The sequence below is a fragment of the Streptomyces sp. NPDC005151 genome, from assembly GCF_053599875.1.
This window is the reverse complement of record NZ_JBSFYR010000024.1, coordinates 75,836-91,934: the sequence shown is the minus strand read 5'-3', so window position 1 is coordinate 91,934 and position 16,099 is coordinate 75,836. Positions and strand designations below refer to the sequence as shown.

Below are 16,099 nucleotides of genomic sequence, written 5' to 3'. Positions count from 1 at the left end.
AAACGCTCGGCTGGGAAACCCCAGCCGAGCGCCTGTCTAAACTGCTCGCAGCCTGATCAACCGACCACGTGTTGCAACGACCCCTCGAATTCGCCCCGACGGAGGGCCCTTCGGGCTGTCTGACCACAGCTGTCAGCCGCCGAACTCCTCCAGGCCCTTCAGCGCCTGGTCCAGCAGGGCCTGACGGCCCTCCAGTTCACGGGCCAGCTTGTCGGCGCGGGCGTTGTTGCCCGCGGCGCGCGCCGTGTCGATCTGCGTACGCAGCTTGTCGACGGCCGCCTGCAGCTGCCCGGTCAGACCCGCGGCGCGCGCACGCGCCTCCGGGTTCGTCCGGCGCCACTCCGACTCCTCGGCCTCCTGGAGCGCCCGCTCCACCGCCTGCATCCGCCCCTCGACCTTCGGGCGGGCGTCGCGCGGCACGTGGCCGATGACCTCCCAGCGCTCGTTGAGGGCACGGAACGCGGCCCTGGCCGCCTTCAGGTCCTTCACCGGCACCAGCTTCTCGGCCTCGACCGCGAGCTCCTCCTTCAGCTTGAGGTTCTCGCCCTGCTCCGCGTCCCGCTCGGCGAAGACCTCGCTGCGGGCGGCGAAGAAGACGTCCTGCGCACCGCGGAAACGGTTCCACAGATCGTCCTCGGCCTCGCGCTGGGCGCGGCCCGCCGCCTTCCACTCCGTCATCAGGTCGCGGTAACGCGCAGCCGTCGTTCCCCAGTCCGTGGAACCGGAGAGCGCCTCGGCCTCGACGACCAGCTTCTCCTTGGCCTTGCGGGCCTCCTCGCGCTGGGCGTCCAGCGAGGCGAAGTGCGCCTTGCGGCGCTTGGAGAACGCCGAGCGCGCGTGCGAGAAGCGGTGCCACAGCTCGTCGTCCGACTTGCGGTCGAGCCGCGGCAGGCCCTTCCACGTGTCGACGAGTGCCCGCAGCCGCTCGCCCGCGGAGCGCCACTGCTCGCTCTGCGCCAGCTCCTCGGCCTCGGCGACCAGCGCCTCCTTGGCGTGCTTCGCCTCGTCGGTCTGCTTCGCCTTCTGGGCCTTGCGCTCCTCGCGACGGGAGTCGACCGTCGCGACCAGCGCGTCGAGCCGCCTCCGGAGCGCGTCGAGGTCGCCGACGGCGTGATGCTCGTCGACCTGCTGACGCAGATGCTCGATGGCGGCCGTCGCGTCCTTCGCCGACAGGTCGGTGGTCTTCACCCGCCGTTCGAGGAGGCCGATCTCGACCACGATGCCCTCGTACTTGCGCTCGAAGTAAGCCAGAGCCTCCTCGGGAGAACCGGCCTGCCACGATCCGACGACCTGTTCGCCATCGGCTGTACGCACGTACACGGTGCCCGTCTCGTCGACACGGCCCCACGGGTCGCTGCTCACAGCGCCTCCTCCACCTGATGCCTGTGAGAGGGTTCGCCCCCCGGCATCGTCCACAGTTTCCTGGGGCGGGCCGCGCCCGCCCTGCACAACGCCAATCTAGGCGACCGGCCGCCCGGCTGTCCGCACTCAGCGCGGCCGAAATTCTTCGGCCGCGCACCGAGGGCCGGGCCGGCACCGCCGGTCAGGCCCTCGGTGTCGGATCAGACCTTGTCGACGGCCGCCTTGGAGATGGTGACTGTCTTCTTCGGAGCACCGTCGGCAGCACCGCCGGTGACACCCGCGGTCCCGACCTCCTGCACGGCCTTCAGCGAGGCGGCGTCCATCGTGCCGAACGGCGTGTAGGCCGGAGGCAGCTTGCTGTCCTTGTACACCAGGAAGAACTGGCTGCCGCCGGTGTGCGGTTGTGAGGTGTTGGCCATCGCCACCGTGCCCGCGGGGAACGTCACCGTGCCGTCCTTGCCCGCCTTGCCCAGCGCGGTCAGGTTCTCGTCCGGGATCGTGTAGCCGGGGCCGCCCGTGCCGTCGCCCTTCGGGTCACCGCACTGCAGGACGAAGATGCCCTGTGTGGTCAGCCGGTGACACTTCGTACCGTCGAAGAAGCCCTTGTCGGCGAGGGACTTGAACGAGTTCGTCGTGTGCGGGGTCTTCGCCGCGTCCATCGTGAACGCGATGTCGCCCTGGCTCGTCTTGAGCGAGAACGTGTACTTCGCCTTCTTGTCGATCTTCATCGCAGGCTCGGGCGCACTGCTCTCGCTTGCCGAGGGCGACGCGGACGGGCTCGCGCTCGCCGCCGCGTCGCTCTTCTTGTCCTTGTCGTCGCTGCCGACGGAGACGTACGCGGCAGCCCCGACGACCGCCACCACGGCCAGCGCCGATGTGATGACGACGGTGAGCCGCCTCGTCCTCCGGCGGGACTCCTCCCGGCGCTGCTGCTGCCGCTCGAACTTCTCCCTGGCGAGCTGCCGCCGCCGCTGATCGCTGCTGACCACCGGGTGATCTCCTTGTACGTCGTCTGATCGGGCTTGGGTTGCCCGTACCGTATATGGGTTAGCTGTGGAATGAGGAGCGCCGGTAGGCTCTGAACTGCCGCGACCCCCTCGGTCGCGGTCACCGCAGCCCTCCGTCGGACGACCATTAAGGACGATCGTGCTCATTGCCGGGTTCCCCGCCGGGGCCTGGGGGACCAATTGCTACCTGGTCGCCCCCGCCGCAGGCGAGGAGTGCGTGATCATCGACCCGGGCCACCAGGCCACGCAAGGAGTCGAGGAGACGCTGAAGAAGCATCGGCTGAAGCCCGTCGCCGTCGTGCTCACCCATGGCCACATCGACCATGTCGCCTCCGTCGTCCCGGTGTGCGGCGCGCATGACGTCCCTGCCTGGATTCACCCCCAGGACCGGTACATGATGAGCGACCCGGAGAAGGCCCTCGGCCGCTCCATCGGGATGCCGCTCATGGGCGAGCTGACGGTGGGGGAGCCGGACGACGTCAAGGAGCTGAGCGACGGCGCCCTCCTGAAGCTGGCCGGTCTGGAGTTCGGTGTCGCGCATGCGCCCGGCCATACCAAGGGGTCGGTGACGTTCAGGATGCCCGAGGCCGCGGATGTTCCGCAGGTGCTCTTCTCGGGCGACCTGCTCTTCGCCGGCTCCGTCGGACGCACCGACCTGCCCGGCGGCGACCACGCCGAGCTGCTCGAGTCGCTGGCCCGCGTGTGCCTGCCGCTCGACGACTCGACCGTGGTGCTGTCCGGCCACGGCCCCCAGACGACCATCGGCCGCGAGCGCGCAACGAACCCGTATCTGCACGGTATGGACGCGCCCCGACGAGGAATGTGACGAGAGACAGACTGTGAGCACGTTCAAAGCCCCCAAGGGCACGTACGACCTGACCCCGCCCGACTCCGCGAAGTATCTCGCGGTGCGCGAGGCGATCTCCGCACCCCTGAAGAACTCCGGCTACGGCTACATCGAGACGCCCGGCTTCGAGGACGTCGCGCTCTTCTCGCGCGGTGTCGGTGAGTCCACCGACATCGTGTCCAAGGAGATGTACACCCTCACCACCAAGGGCGGCTCCGAGCTCGCGCTGCGCCCCGAGGGCACCGCGTCCGTGCTGCGCGCCGCACTGGAGGCCAACCTCCACAAGCTCGGCAACCTGCCGGTCAAGCTCTGGTACTCCGGCTCGTACTACCGCTACGAGCGCCCGCAGAAGGGCCGCTACAGGCACTTTTCGCAGGTCGGCGCCGAGGCGATCGGTGCGGAGGACCCGGCACTGGACGCCGAACTGATCATCCTGGCCGACCAGGCCTACCGTTCCCTGGGCCTGCAGAACTTCCGGATCCTGCTGAACTCGCTGGGCGACAAGGAATGCCGCCCCGTCTACCGGGACGCCCTTCAGGGCTTCCTGCGCGATCTCGACCTGGACGACGACACCCGCCGCCGCATCGAGCTCAACCCGCTGCGGGTCCTCGACGACAAGCGCCCCGAGGTGCAGAAGCAGCTGGTCGGCGCCCCGGTGCTGCGCGACTACCTGTGCGACGCGTGCAAGGCGTACCACGAGGAGGTCCGCGACCTGCTGACCGCCGCCGGTGTCGCGTACGAGGACGACGAGAAGCTCGTCCGCGGCCTCGACTACTACACCCGCACCACCTTCGAGTTCGTCCACGACGGACTCGGCTCGCAGTCCGCGGTGGGCGGCGGCGGCCGCTACGACGGCCTGTCCGAGATGATCGGCGGCCCGGCGCTCCCGTCGGTCGGCTGGGCGCTCGGCGTGGACCGTACGGTGCTCGCGCTGGAGGCGGAGGGCATCGAGCTCGAACTGCCCGCGTCCACCAGCGTCTTCGCGGTGCCGCTCGGCGAGGAGGCCCGCAGGGTGCTGTTCGCCAAGGTGACGGAGCTTCGCAAGCTGGGCGTGGCCGCCGACTTCGCGTTCGGCAGCCGCGGTCTCAAGGGGGCGATGAAGAGCGCCAACCGGTCCGGTGCGCGCCTGACCGTCGTCGCCGGTGAGCGCGACCTCGCCGACGGCGTGGTTCAGCTCAAGGACATGGAGTCGGGCGAGCAGCAACCGGTCGCGCTCGACGCGCTGGTCGCCGAGATCCAGCAGAAGCTGGCCTGATCCACCGTTTCCCCTGTGCCCGCCCGGTCCGCCGGGCGGGCACAGGGCGTGGTGAGGGGCGGCCGGAGCCAGTCGTCGCGTCGGCTCTTCCAGCGGAACGTCAGCAGGTACAGGACCGGTCCGCCGGCGCACCAGGCGCACCAGGCGCACCAGGCGCCCCGGACCACCTTGACCTTCCCGTACTCCCGGCTGCGCACGATCGTGGTGCCCTCCGCGGCCGGGAGTCGGATCAGCTCCCGGAACCATCGGCGGGCCGTCGGATCGACACCGGTGGTCGGCTCGCCGAGCAGCACGAGTTCGGGGGAGCCGATCACACCGAGTGCCGCGTCCAGGGGGCGTACATGTACATGTTTATGTCCACCGAACGGTTGACCCGAGCGGTGGTGCGGCACAATGACCATGCCCAGCAGGCCACTCACTGACGGAACGGCGACATGACGACTGCAGCGGTTGACCATCCCTCATCCGACCAGGACGAGGACGGTGGGAAGAGGACCATCGGCGGCAGTCGCGCGTTCGCACTGCTGCTGGTGATCACAGGCGCTGCCGGGCTCCTCGCCGCCTGGGTCATCACGATCGACAAGTTCAAACTGCTCGAAGACCCCTCCTTCACCCCGGGCTGCAGCCTCAACCCCGTGGTCTCGTGCGGCAACATCATGAAGAGCGAGCAGGCGTCCGTCTTCGGGTTCCCGAATCCGATGCTCGGACTCGCCACGTACTCGGTGGTCATCGGGATCGGCATGGCACTGCTCGCCGGGGCCCGGTTCCGCAGCTGGTACTGGCTCGGACTCAACGCGGGCACCCTGTTCGGAGTCGGCTTCTGCACCTGGCTGCAGTACCAGTCGCTCTACAACATCAACTCGCTCTGCCTGTGGTGCTGCCTGGCGTGGGTCGCCACGATCTTCATGTTCTGCTACGTCACCACGCACAACATCAAGCACCGGATCCTTCCCGCGCCGAACTGGCTGCGCAACGGACTGACGGAGTTCCACTGGGTTCCGCCGGTCCTCTGGGTCGGCATCATCGGCATGCTGATCCTGACCCGCTGGTGGGACTTCTGGACCAGCTGAACCGGCAGGTCCCGGGCGGGGACCGGCCCGGCGGCGTTGTCACCGTGACATAGGCTTTCACATCGTGGAGCCCGACCTCTTTACCGCAGCCGCCGAAGACCGCCAGGAGAAGGACCCGTCCAGCAGCCCACTCGCTGTGCGGATGCGTCCCCGTACGCTCGATGAGGTCGTCGGCCAGCAGCATCTGCTGAAGCCGGGCTCGCCGCTGCGCCGCCTGGTCGGCGAGGGGAGCGGCGGGCCCGCCGGCCCGTCGTCGGTGATCCTCTGGGGGCCGCCCGGCATCGGCAAGACGACCTTGGCGTACGTGGTCAGCAAGGCCACCAACAAGCGTTTCGTCGAGCTCTCTGCGATCACCGCGGGCGTCAAGGAAGTGCGGGCCGTCATCGAGGGCGCCCGCCGGGCCACCGGCGGCTATGGCAAGGAGACCGTTCTCTTCCTCGACGAGATCCATCGCTTCTCCAAGGCCCAGCAGGACTCCCTGCTACCGGCCGTGGAGAACCGCTGGGTGACGCTCATCGCCGCGACGACCGAGAACCCGTACTTCTCGATCATTTCGCCGCTGCTGTCGCGCTCGCTGCTTCTCACCCTCGAATTGCTCACCGACGACGATCTGCGCGCTCTCATGCACCGTGCCCTGACCGACGAGCGCGGACTCGGTGGCGCGGTCACCCTGCCCGAGGATGCGGAGGCGCATCTGCTGCGCATCGCCGGGGGAGACGCGCGGCGCGCGCTGACGGCGCTGGAGGCAGCGGCCGGCGCGGCGCTGGCCATGCAGGAGAAGGAAATCACTCTCCAGACCGTCGAGGCGACCGTCGACCGGGCAGCGGTGAAGTACGACCGGGACGGCGACCAGCACTACGACGTGGCGAGCGCCCTCATCAAGTCGATCCGCGGCTCCGACGTGGATGCCGCGCTGCACTATCTGGCCCGGATGATCGAGGCGGGGGAGGACCCCCGGTTCATCGCCCGGCGGCTGATGATCTCCGCCAGCGAGGACATCGGCCTCGCCGACCCGACGGCCCTGCCCACGGCGGTCGCTGCCGCCCAGGCCGTGGCCCTGATCGGTTTTCCGGAGGCGGCGCTCACCCTCAGCCATGCCACGATCGCGCTGGCGCTCGCCCCCAAGTCCAACGCGGCGACGCTCGCGATCTTCGCGGCCCAGGAGGACGTACGGAAGGGGCTGGCCGGCCCGGTCCCGGCCCATCTGCGCGACGGCCACTACAAGGGCGCCGCCGCGCTGGGGCACGCACAGGGCTACGTCTATCCGCATGACGTCCCCGGCGGGATCGCCGCCCAGCAATACGCCCCCGATGCCGTCCGCGACAGGCACTACTACCGGCCCACGCGGTACGGCGCGGAGGCGCGGTACGCGGACGTGGTGGACCGGGTCCGCGAGCGGCTCGGCCGCGGCGGCTCCGATGGCGCGGCGGACGCCTCAGAGCCTGTCGGGTGACCTCTGATCGGGCGGCCACGCCCTGGCACGCACGCTTCCACGTTGCCGAAACGCCCTAGTGCCCCTCCCGGCAAGCTTTGCCCCGTCACGCCGCCCAGCACGCCCGCTCGCCGCGTTGGCCAAAAGTCCTGGTAGCTCCTTCCCCAAGCTCTCAACTTCGTTCGAGCAGGGGAGACCCCACTCAAGGACTTCCGGCCGCCTTGCGATCGCACGCACTGGACGACGCTCCTCATGGGGCAAACATTGCCGGTCACGGCACTAGTAGCTCCTTCCCCAAGCTCTCAGCTTCGTTCGAGCAGGGGAGACTCCATCCGAGGGTCTTCCGGCGCCTTGGAATCGCACGCACCAGACTGCGTCCGCTTTCCGATCGAAGGTCACCCGACAGGCTCTGAGGCGCACGCTCAGTGGGCCGCCGCCTCGAACAGCGTGTGCATGGCCCGGTGCAGCCCGACCATGTCGCGCACCGGTTCGGGGAAGTCGAAGCGGGCGTCGAAGCACCGCCCGTCCGCCTCGCAGAACCGCACCCGCAGCCCGAAGCGGTCGAGTGCGACCGGGACGACGGAGGGCGGCGTGTGCGACGCGCAGTGTCCGTCCGTCCGCTCGCCCAGCAGCCCGCACAGCATGTCCAGCTGTTCGCCGTGCGCCGCGTGCAGATGCTGCAGCAGCTCCGCCTCGTGGGCGACGAGCGGGTCCGCGGTGGCGTCACGGAACTCCGCCGGCTCGACGCCCTGCGCGCCCCACAGATCGTCGACGTACGCCTCACCCGTCTCCAGCCGCAGCATCATCCGGCCCGGCCCGGCCATCCCGGGTACGGGCGTGAGCCGGCCGGCGACCCGGCCGCGGCCGCGGATGCGGTGCGGCACCGAGACCGGAGCGACGTCCGTGATCTCCAGCACAGCGGTCAACTCATCGTCCTGGGCATGTGCCGCGGCTTGTACGGCCGGGGAATCGGCAGGGAATTCGAGGAACAGATCCCCTTCGGGGCCCACGCTCCGGTCCAGTGGAATCAGCTGGTCGAAGGCCGCAGTGCTCATCCCGGGGATGAGCAGTACCGCCGAACAGGTACTCTGTACGAGAGTTCGTGTGCGCTCGGCTGCTGACGGCAACCGAGTGTTTTCAAGCCCGCTGGGACGCGGCTGACCACGATCTGATCGGTCCTCCGTCGTATCGACGCCCTCGGTGGCGTCGACGCTGTCAGTGCTGTCCGTGACGTGTGTGGTGTTCCCAGGGCGAGACATACGATCTCCTTGAGTAAGGTGAGCCTAACCTAACCCACAACGGAGGTCTGGAGAACGTGCCTAACCAGTCGCGTCCCAAGGTCAAGAAGTCCCGTGCGCTCGGCATTGCCCTGACGCCGAAGGCCGTCAAGTACTTCGAGGCCCGCCCCTACCCGCCGGGCGAGCACGGCCGTGGCCGCAAGCAGAACTCGGACTACAAGGTCCGTCTGCTCGAGAAGCAGCGTCTGCGCGCCCAGTACGACATCAGCGAGCGCCAGATGGCGCGCGCGTACGACCGCGCCAAGAAGGCCGAGGGCAAGACGGGCGAGGCGCTCGTCGTCGAGCTCGAGCGCCGTCTCGACGCGCTGGTCCTGCGTTCGGGCATCGCCCGCACGATCTACCAGGCCCGTCAGATGGTCGTGCACGGCCACATCGAGGTCGACGGCCGCAAGGTCGACAAGCCGTCGTTCCGCGTCCGTCCCGACAACATCGTGATGGTCCGCGAGCGCAGCCGCGACAAGCACCCCTTCCAGGTGGCCCGCGAGGGTGGTTACGCCCCCGACGGCGAGACCCCGCGCTACCTGCAGGTGAACCTGAAGGCCCTGGCCTTCCGCCTGGACCGGGACCCGAACCGCAAGGAGATCCCGGTGATCTGCGACGAGCAGCTCGTCGTCGAGTACTACGCCCGCTGATCCAGGCGTAGCCGCTTTCACCAGCGCTCAGGCCCGCCCCTCCCCGATGTCGGGGAGGCGGCGGGCTTCCGCGTTCCGCCGTCCGGCGCGGGCACGGGTCCCGGCCGCTGCCCCTCCGGGCCCGGCCGGTCCACGGGCCGGCCCGCCAGCGCCCTCGCCACCGCGTGCCGCGGTGTCTCGGCCCGGATCGTCGGGGGTGGGGGAGGGGCGCTGAGAGCGTCGCATGAAGCACGCAGAGTACTGGCACGAAAGCTCTCCGTACGATCTCCTTTGTGCAACTACGGCCCCGCCCACCAGTAATGCGGTAGGGGGCGTGGCCCCCGGCGCGATAGGGTCGGGAGACGACGATTCGACAAGCCAGAGAGCGGTGCACTGTGTCCGGTGGAGAGGTGGCCGGGATCCTGGTGGCCGTCTTCTGGGCGATCCTGGTCTCGTTCCTCGCCGTCGTCCTGGTGAGGCTGGCCCAGACGCTCAGGGCGACCACCAAACTCGTGGCGGACGTGACCGAGCAGGCCGTACCGCTGCTCGCCGACGCGTCCGCGACCGTGCGCTCCGCGCAGACGCAGCTCGACAAGGTCGACGCGATCGCGACGGATGTCCAGGAGGTCACCTCCAACGCCTCGGCGCTCTCCACGACTGTCGCATCGACCTTCGGCGGACCGCTGGTCAAGGTCGCCGCCTTCGGTTACGGAGTACGGCAGGCCATCGGCCGCCGGACCGCTCCGGAAGCCGAGCCGGCCCGCCGGGCATCCCGACGCACGGTGATCGTCGGCCGCACGGTGCCGTCCGCGCGAGCCAAGAAGCAGGGCGGCAGAAACTCCCGCGGATCGAAGGACTGACGCAGCGATGTTCCGCCGTACGTTCTGGTTCACCGCCGGCGCAGCCGCCGGCGTCTGGGCCACCACCAAGGTCAACCGGAAGCTCAGGCAGCTGACCCCCGAGAGCCTCGCGGCGCGCGCCGCCGACAGGGCGATCGAGAGCGGTCACAAGCTCAAGGACTTCGCCCTCGACGTCCGCGACGGCATGGTCCGGCGCGAGGCCGAACTGGGCGAGGCGCTGGGCCTTGAGGCGCCGGTCGACCCCGAACTCCCCCTGCAGCGTCACTTCGCGGTCGAGGCGGCCGAGCCCGCCCCGGCCGCCGACTCCGCAAGCTCCCCTACAACTCGTACAACCGGAATGAGGACCACTGATGGAGTCGGCTGAAATTCGTCGCCGCTGGCTGAGCTTCTTCGAGGAGCGCGGGCACACCGTCGTGCCTTCGGCGTCGCTCATCGCGGACGACCCGACTCTGCTGCTGGTCCCCGCGGGCATGGTTCCCTTCAAGCCGTACTTCCTCGGCGAGGTCAAGCCGCCGGCCCCGCGCGTCACCAGCGTGCAGAAGTGTGTGCGTACTCCGGACATCGAAGAGGTCGGCAAGACCACCCGGCACGGCACCTTCTTCCAGATGTGCGGCAACTTCTCCTTCGGCGACTACTTCAAGGAAGGCGCCATCAGCTACGCCTGGGAGGCTCTCACCAGCTCCGTGGCGGACGGCGGTTTCGGTCTCGACCCCGAGCGGCTGTGGATCACGGTCTACCTCGACGACGACGAGGCCGAGCAGATCTGGCGCGACAAGATCGGCGTCCCGGCCGAGCGCATCCAGCGCCTGGGCAAGAAGGACAACTTCTGGTCCATGGGCGTCCCCGGCCCGTGCGGCCCCTGCTCCGAGATCAACTACGACCGCGGCCCCGAGTTCGGCGTCGAGGGCGGCCCGGCGGTCAACGACGAGCGGTACGTGGAGATCTGGAACCTGGTCTTCATGCAGTACGAGCGGGGCGCCGGCGACGGCAAGGAGGACTTCCCGATCCTCGGCGACCTGCCGTCGAAGAACATCGACACGGGTCTGGGCCTCGAGCGCCTCGCGATGATTCTGCAGGACGTGCAGAACCTGTACGAGATCGACACCTCGATGGCCGTCATCGAGAAGGCCACCGAGCTGACCGGGGTGCGCTACGGCGACAACCACACCTCGGACGTCTCCCTCCGGGTCGTCACCGACCATATGCGTACGTCCGTCATGCTCATCGGCGACGGCGTCACCCCCGGCAACGAGGGACGCGGTTACGTGCTGCGCCGCATCATGCGCCGCGCCGTCCGCAACATGCGCCTCCTCGGCGCCACCGGCCCGGTCGTCGCCGAGCTCGTCGACACGGTCATCACGGCGATGGGCCAGCAGTACCCGGAGCTGATCACCGACCGCAAGCGCATCGAGACCGTCGCCCTCGCCGAAGAGGCCGCCTTCCTGAAGGCCCTCAAGGGCGGCACCAACATCCTCGACACCGCCGTCACCGAGACCAAGGCCGCCGGCGGCAAGGTCCTCGCCGGCGACAAGGCGTTCCTGCTCCACGACACCTGGGGCTTCCCGATCGACCTCACCCTGGAGATGGCCGCCGAGCAGGGCCTCGCCGTGGACGAGGACGGCTTCCGCCGCCTGATGAAGGAACAGCGGGACCGCGCCAAGGCCGACGCCAAGGCCAAGAAGACCGGCCACGCCGACCTGTCCGCCTACCGCCAGGTGGCCGACCACTCCGGCACCACCGAGTTCACCGGGTACATGTCCACCGAGGGCGAGTCGACCGTCGTCGGCCTCCTCGTCGACGGTGTGCCCTCGCCCGCCGCCACGGAGGGCGACGACGTCGAGGTCGTCCTCGACCGCACCCCGTTCTACGCCGAGGGCGGTGGCCAGCTCGCCGACCAGGGCCGGATCCGGCTCGACACCGGCGCCGTCATCCAGGTGCGCGACGTCCAGCAGCCCGTCCCGGGCGTCTCCGTCCACAAGGGCACGGTCCAGGTCGGTGAGGTGACGGTCGGCGCCTCCGCCTACGCCGCCATCGACAACACCCGCCGCCGCGCCATCGCCCGCGCCCACAGCGCCACGCACCTCACGCACCAGGCGCTGCGCGACGCACTGGGCCCGACGGCCGCCCAGGCCGGTTCGGAGAACTCCCCGGGCCGCTTCCGCTTCGACTTCGGTTCGCCCGCCGCCGTCCCCGGCACGGTCCTCACCGACGTCGAGCAGAAGATCAACGAGGTCCTCTCCCGGGAGCTCGACGTCCAGGCCGAGGTCATGTCCATCGACGAGGCCAAGAAGCAGGGCGCCATCGCCGAGTTCGGCGAGAAGTACGGCGAGCGGGTCCGCGTCGTCACCATCGGCGACTTCTCCAAGGAGCTGTGCGGCGGTACGCACGTCCACAACACCGCCCAGCTGGGTCTGGTGAAGCTGCTCGGCGAATCGTCCATCGGCTCCGGTGTGCGCCGTATCGAGGCCCTCGTGGGCGTCGACGCGTACAACTTCCTCGCCAGGGAGCACACGGTCGTCGCCCAGCTCCAGGAGCTGGTCAAGGGCCGCCCCGAGGAGCTTCCGGAGAAGGTCTCCGCCATGCTCGGCAAGTTGAAGGACGCCGAGAAGGAGATCGAGAAGTTCCGCGCGGAGAAGGTCCTGCAGGCAGCTGCCGGGCTCGTCGAGTCCGCCAAGGATGTCCGCGGTGTCGCCGTCGTCACCGGTCAGGTGCCGGACGGCACCTCGTCCGACGACCTGCGCAAGCTGGTCCTCGACGTCCGCGGGCGCATCCAGGGCGGCCGCGCTGCCGTCGTGGCCCTGTTCACCACGGCCAATGGCCGCCCGCTGACCGTCATCGCCACCAACGAGGCCGCCCGCGAGCGCGGACTCAAGGCCGGCGACCTGGTCCGCACGGCCGCCAAGACCCTCGGCGGCGGAGGCGGCGGCAAGCCGGACGTCGCCCAGGGCGGCGGCCAGAACCCGGCCACCATCGGCGAGGCCATCGCCGCGGTCGAACGCCTCGTCACCGAGACGGCGTGACGGCGGGAGTGACTCAGATGCGCCGCGGACGTCGTCTCGCGATCGATGTCGGGGACGCCCGGATCGGGGTCGCCTCGTGCGACCCCGACGGGATCCTCGCCACGCCGGTGGAGACCGTGCCGGGACGTGACGTCCCGGCCGCCCACCGGCGGCTGGGCCAGATCGTCGAGGAGTACGAGCCGATCGAGATCATCATCGGCCTGCCGAGGTCTCTGGGCGGCGGTGAAGGGCCCGCAGCGGCCAAGGTCCGGCTCTTCGCCCAGGAGGTCGCCCGCTCGGTCGCACCCATTCCGGTGCGATTGGTGGACGAGAGGATGACCACAGTGACGGCGAGTCAGGGACTGCGCGCCTCGGGCGTGAAGTCCAAGAAGGGCCGGTCTGTCATCGATCAGGCTGCCGCTGTGGTGATCCTGCAGAACGCTCTGGAGTCCGAACGAGCATCGGGTAAAGCTCCGGGCGAGGGCGTCGAAGTGGTTGTCTGATCGCGATACGGTAACGTTCCGCGCGATGCGGCGGTGTTCGAACAAACACCGCACAGCAAAGAGACGGAATGTCGTCTCGCGGCTCTAGGGGATCGATGACTGAGTATGGCCGGGGCCCCGGCTCCGAACCGTGGCATCCCGAGGACCCCTTGTACGGGGACCAGGGACGGGGAGGCCAGCAGGCCGCCCACGGCCAGAGCCAGTACGGCGGCCCGCAGGACCCCTACGCCCAGCAGCCGCCGCAGCAGGCATACCCGCAGCACCAGCAATACGGCTCTCAGCAGGACCCGTACGCGCAGCAGCCACAGCAGCCGCAGCAGGACCCGTACGCGCAGCAGCCACAGCAGCCGCAGCAGGACCCGTACGCGCAGCATCCGCAGCAGCCGCAGCAGGACCCGTACGCGCAGCATCCGCAGCAGCCGCAGCAGGACCCGTACGCGCAGCAGCCGCAGCAGGACCCGTACGCGCAGCAAGCCCCCCAGCCGCAGTACAACGGCGGCTGGGACACCGGCCAGCAGGCCGCGATGCCGTACGGCGCCCCTCCGGGCGATCCGTACGGGAACGGAACGAACGGCTACGGCGAATCGCACGACAACTACGGCACGCCCGATGCGTACCCGCCGCCGCAGCCGCCGGGCCGACGTGAGGCCGGGCCCGCGCAGGCCCCACCACAGAACCCCGACTGGGACCCGGACGTACCCCAGGAGGAGACGCACCCCTTCTTCACGGGTGTCGACGACGACCGCGGCGGCCGGGACCCCCGTGACGACGATGACGAGTACGACGACGATCCGCGCGACGGTCGCAGGGGCGGCCGAGGCGGCGGCGAACGCCGTGGCAAGGGCAAGAAGAAGAACCGCAGCGGCTGCGCCTGCCTCGTCGTTGCCGTGGTCATCGCCGGCGGTCTCGGCGGGGTGGGCTACGTCGGCTACACGTACTGGCAGAAACAGTTCGGCGCCGCACCCGACTACTCGGGCCAGGGCTCCGGCAGCGTCGAGGTGGAGATCCCGGAGCGCGCCTTCGGCAATGAGATCGGCAACATCCTGAAGGCGAAGGGCGTCGTCAAGAGCGTCGATGCCTTCATCGCGGCGCAGGCTGCGAACCCCAAGGGGAACTCGATCCAGGCGGGTGTCTATGCCCTCAACAAGCAGATGTCCGCCGCCGAGGCCGTGAAGTTGATGCTTGACCCGAAGAGCCAGAATCGGTTCGTCATCCCGGAGGGCACGCGCAACAGCGTGGTCTACGCGAAGATCGACAAGAGGCTGGGCCTCAAGGACGGCACCACCGGCGGCGTCGCCAAGAAACAAGCGGGCAGCCTCGGGCTCCCGCAATGGGCCAAGAACCACCCCGAACTCAAGGACCCGCTGGAGGGCTTCCTCTTCCCGGCGGCCTACCCCGTGGTCAAGGGGATGAAGCCGGAGGACGTCCTCAAGAAGATGATCGAGCGGGCCAAGTCCGAGTACGACCAACTCGATCTCGAGGCCAACGCCAAGAAGCACAACCTGGACAATGCCTGGGAACTGCTCACGACGGCCAGCCTGGTCCAGGCCGAAGGTAAGACGCACGACGACTTCCGAAAGATGGCCGAAGTCGTCTACAACCGCCTCAAGGCGACGAACACCGAGACCAATCGCTACATTCAGTTCGACTCGTCGTACAACTATCTCAAGGGTCAGAGCGAGATCAAGATCACTGAGAAGGAGATCAGGCAGAACCACGATCCGTACAACACGTACACGCAAACAGGCCTCCCCCCTGGCCCGATCGGCAATCCGGGAGCCGAGGCATTGGCAGCCGTGCTGCATCCGACCACGGACGGCTGGATCTACTTCGTGGCGACCGACGGCAACAGCAAGACCGAGTTTGCCAAGAACTACAACGAATTCCTGAAGCTCAAGAAAAAGTTCAATGCCCTCAACTGACGGGCGCCGACGGGCGGCCGTTCTCGGCTCACCCATCGCCCACTCGCTCTCCCCGGTCCTGCACCGGGCCGCGTACGCCGAGCTCGGTCTCACCGACTGGACCTACGACCGGTTCGAGATCGACGAGCAGGCGCTGCCCGGCTTCATCGCGGGCCTGGACTCTTCCTGGGCCGGACTCTCGCTGACCATGCCGCTGAAGCGCGCGATCATCCCGCTGCTGGACTCCGTCAGCGAGACCGCCTCCTCGGTCGAGGCCGTCAACACAGTCGTCTTCACGCGGGACGGCCGTCGCGTCGGCGACAACACCGACATCCCCGGCATGATCGCCGCCCTGCGCGAACGCGGCGTGGACAAGGTGGAGTCCGCCGCGGTCCTCGGTGCCGGAGCCACCGCGTCCTCGGCGCTCGCCGCGCTCGCGGTGATCTGCACAGGGCCGGTCACGGCCTACGTACGCAGCCGGGAACGCGGCGACGAGATGCGCGGCTGGGGGGAACGCCTCGGCGTCGACGTCCGGATCGCCGACTGGGCGGATGCGGGGCAGGCGCTGCGCGCACCCCTGGTGATCGCGACCACGCCCGCCGGCACCACGGACGCGCTGGCCGGTGCGGTACCGGACGCACCCGGCACGCTCTTCGATGTGCTGTACGAGCCCTGGCCGACCGGACTCGCGGCCGCCTGGTCGTCCCGGAGTGGCGCAGTCGTCGGAGGTCTCGACCTTCTGGTGCACCAGGCGGTTCTCCAGGTCGAGCAGATGACGGGCCGCTCGCCCGCCCCGCTCGCAGCCATGCGGAAGGCCGGCGAAGAGGCGCTCGCCGCCCGCTGACCACACCGATCGCGCGCCCCGATCCGTCCGTCTGCTGGACCGGCGGCCGGTTCGGGGGCCCGGGCGTGGGAGGATCGAAGGCGGCGGGCCAGGGCCGCGCACCCGGTCGC

At 69.3% G+C, this 16,099-nt stretch carries 14 protein-coding genes and 1 pseudogene; 11 read left to right on the top strand and 4 right to left on the bottom strand.

The features are described from left to right. Positions 1–132: 132 nt before the first annotated feature. Both ACWD6R_RS15925 and ACWD6R_RS15920 read right to left on the bottom strand, forming a co-directional pair. Entirely contained in the window at positions 133–1,362 is a 1,230-nt protein-coding gene (locus tag ACWD6R_RS15925; RefSeq protein ID WP_451819213.1) for a DUF349 domain-containing protein, read from the bottom strand. Between the two features lie 200 nt (positions 1,363–1,562). Next, complete coding sequence (locus ACWD6R_RS15920; protein WP_451819212.1) at positions 1,563–2,351, bottom strand: peptidylprolyl isomerase; 789 nt, start codon at positions 2,349–2,351, stop codon at positions 1,563–1,565. Positions 2,352–2,508: 157 nt separating this feature from the next. Between ACWD6R_RS15920 and ACWD6R_RS15915 the strand changes: the two genes are divergently transcribed. Together ACWD6R_RS15915 and hisS are read left to right on the top strand one after the other, a co-directional pair. Next, positions 2,509–3,195, top strand: a complete 687-nt coding sequence (locus ACWD6R_RS15915) for an MBL fold metallo-hydrolase (RefSeq protein WP_266987922.1) — start codon at positions 2,509–2,511, stop codon at positions 3,193–3,195. Positions 3,196–3,208: 13 nt separating this feature from the next. After that, positions 3,209–4,471 (top strand): histidine--tRNA ligase, encoded by a 1,263-nt coding sequence (hisS, locus tag ACWD6R_RS15910; protein ID WP_451819211.1) that lies wholly within the window; start codon positions 3,209–3,211, stop codon positions 4,469–4,471. Here hisS and ACWD6R_RS15905 read toward each other — a convergent pair. Next, the gene (locus tag ACWD6R_RS15905) at positions 4,387–4,890 is read right to left on the bottom strand and encodes a hypothetical protein (RefSeq protein ID WP_451819210.1); all 504 of its coding nucleotides are present in this window, start codon (positions 4,888–4,890) and stop codon (positions 4,387–4,389) included. The two genes, hisS and ACWD6R_RS15905, sit on opposite strands and share 85 nt — an antisense overlap. 15 nt (positions 4,891–4,905) lie before the next feature. Here ACWD6R_RS15905 and ACWD6R_RS15900 point away from each other — a divergent pair, with 15 nt between their 5' ends. Both ACWD6R_RS15900 and ACWD6R_RS15895 read left to right on the top strand, forming a co-directional pair. Further along, positions 4,906–5,541, top strand: a complete 636-nt coding sequence (locus ACWD6R_RS15900) for a vitamin K epoxide reductase family protein (protein WP_451819209.1) — start codon at positions 4,906–4,908, stop codon at positions 5,539–5,541. Between the two features lie 64 nt (positions 5,542–5,605). Continuing rightward, a complete protein-coding gene (locus ACWD6R_RS15895) occupies positions 5,606–6,994 on the top strand; it encodes a replication-associated recombination protein A (RefSeq protein WP_451819208.1) in 1,389 nt (462 codons plus the stop codon). 401 nt (positions 6,995–7,395) lie between these two features. Here ACWD6R_RS15895 and ACWD6R_RS15890 read toward each other — a convergent pair whose 3' ends face one another. Beyond that, positions 7,396–8,100 carry a DUF2470 domain-containing protein gene (locus ACWD6R_RS15890; protein WP_451819207.1) on the bottom strand — a complete coding sequence of 235 codons (705 nt, stop codon included), beginning with the start codon at positions 8,098–8,100 and terminating at the stop codon, positions 7,396–7,398. Positions 8,101–8,288: 188 nt separating this feature from the next. Between ACWD6R_RS15890 and rpsD the strand changes: the two genes are divergently transcribed. The 7 genes and pseudogenes from rpsD to ACWD6R_RS15855 all read left to right on the top strand — a co-directional run bounded on the left by rpsD (position 8,289) and on the right by ACWD6R_RS15855 (position 15,989). Continuing rightward, positions 8,289–8,903 (top strand): 30S ribosomal protein S4, encoded by a 615-nt coding sequence (rpsD, locus tag ACWD6R_RS15885; RefSeq protein ID WP_030918857.1) that lies wholly within the window; start codon positions 8,289–8,291, stop codon positions 8,901–8,903. Positions 8,904–9,292: 389 nt separating this feature from the next. Continuing rightward, a complete protein-coding gene (locus ACWD6R_RS15880; protein WP_451819206.1) occupies positions 9,293–9,742 on the top strand; it encodes a DUF948 domain-containing protein in 450 nt (149 codons plus the stop codon). A gap of 7 nt (positions 9,743–9,749) precedes the next feature. Further along, positions 9,750–10,093: pseudogene (locus tag ACWD6R_RS15875) on the top strand (DUF6167 family protein). Beyond that, on the top strand, positions 10,093–12,762 hold the full coding sequence (alaS, locus tag ACWD6R_RS15870) for an alanine--tRNA ligase (RefSeq protein WP_451819205.1): 2,670 nt from the start codon (positions 10,093–10,095) through the stop codon (positions 12,760–12,762). Before ACWD6R_RS15875 ends, alaS begins: the two are co-directional and overlap by 1 nt. Next, positions 12,759–13,244 carry a Holliday junction resolvase RuvX gene (ruvX, locus tag ACWD6R_RS15865; protein ID WP_064744960.1) on the top strand — a complete coding sequence of 162 codons (486 nt, stop codon included), beginning with the start codon at positions 12,759–12,761 and terminating at the stop codon, positions 13,242–13,244. The genes alaS and ruvX overlap by 4 nt, the downstream gene beginning before the upstream one ends. Positions 13,245–13,339: 95 nt before the next feature. Beyond that, positions 13,340–15,166 carry an endolytic transglycosylase MltG gene (gene mltG / locus ACWD6R_RS15860; RefSeq protein WP_451819204.1) on the top strand — a complete coding sequence of 609 codons (1,827 nt, stop codon included), beginning with the start codon at positions 13,340–13,342 and terminating at the stop codon, positions 15,164–15,166. After that, the gene (locus tag ACWD6R_RS15855) at positions 15,153–15,989 is read left to right on the top strand and encodes a shikimate dehydrogenase (protein WP_451819203.1); all 837 of its coding nucleotides are present in this window, start codon (positions 15,153–15,155) and stop codon (positions 15,987–15,989) included. Before mltG ends, ACWD6R_RS15855 begins: the two co-directional genes overlap by 14 nt. Positions 15,990–16,099 lie beyond the last annotated feature (110 nt).

Coding starts and splice junctions, on each gene's coding strand:
- ACWD6R_RS15900 (WP_451819209.1), top strand. CDS start 4,906: ATGACGACTGCAGCGGTTGACCATCCCTCATCCGACCAGGACGAGGAC.
- mltG (WP_451819204.1), top strand. CDS start 13,340: ATGACTGAGTATGGCCGGGGCCCCGGCTCCGAACCGTGGCATCCCGAG.
- alaS (WP_451819205.1), top strand. CDS start 10,093: ATGGAGTCGGCTGAAATTCGTCGCCGCTGGCTGAGCTTCTTCGAGGAG.
- ACWD6R_RS15855 (WP_451819203.1), top strand. CDS start 15,153: ATGCCCTCAACTGACGGGCGCCGACGGGCGGCCGTTCTCGGCTCACCC.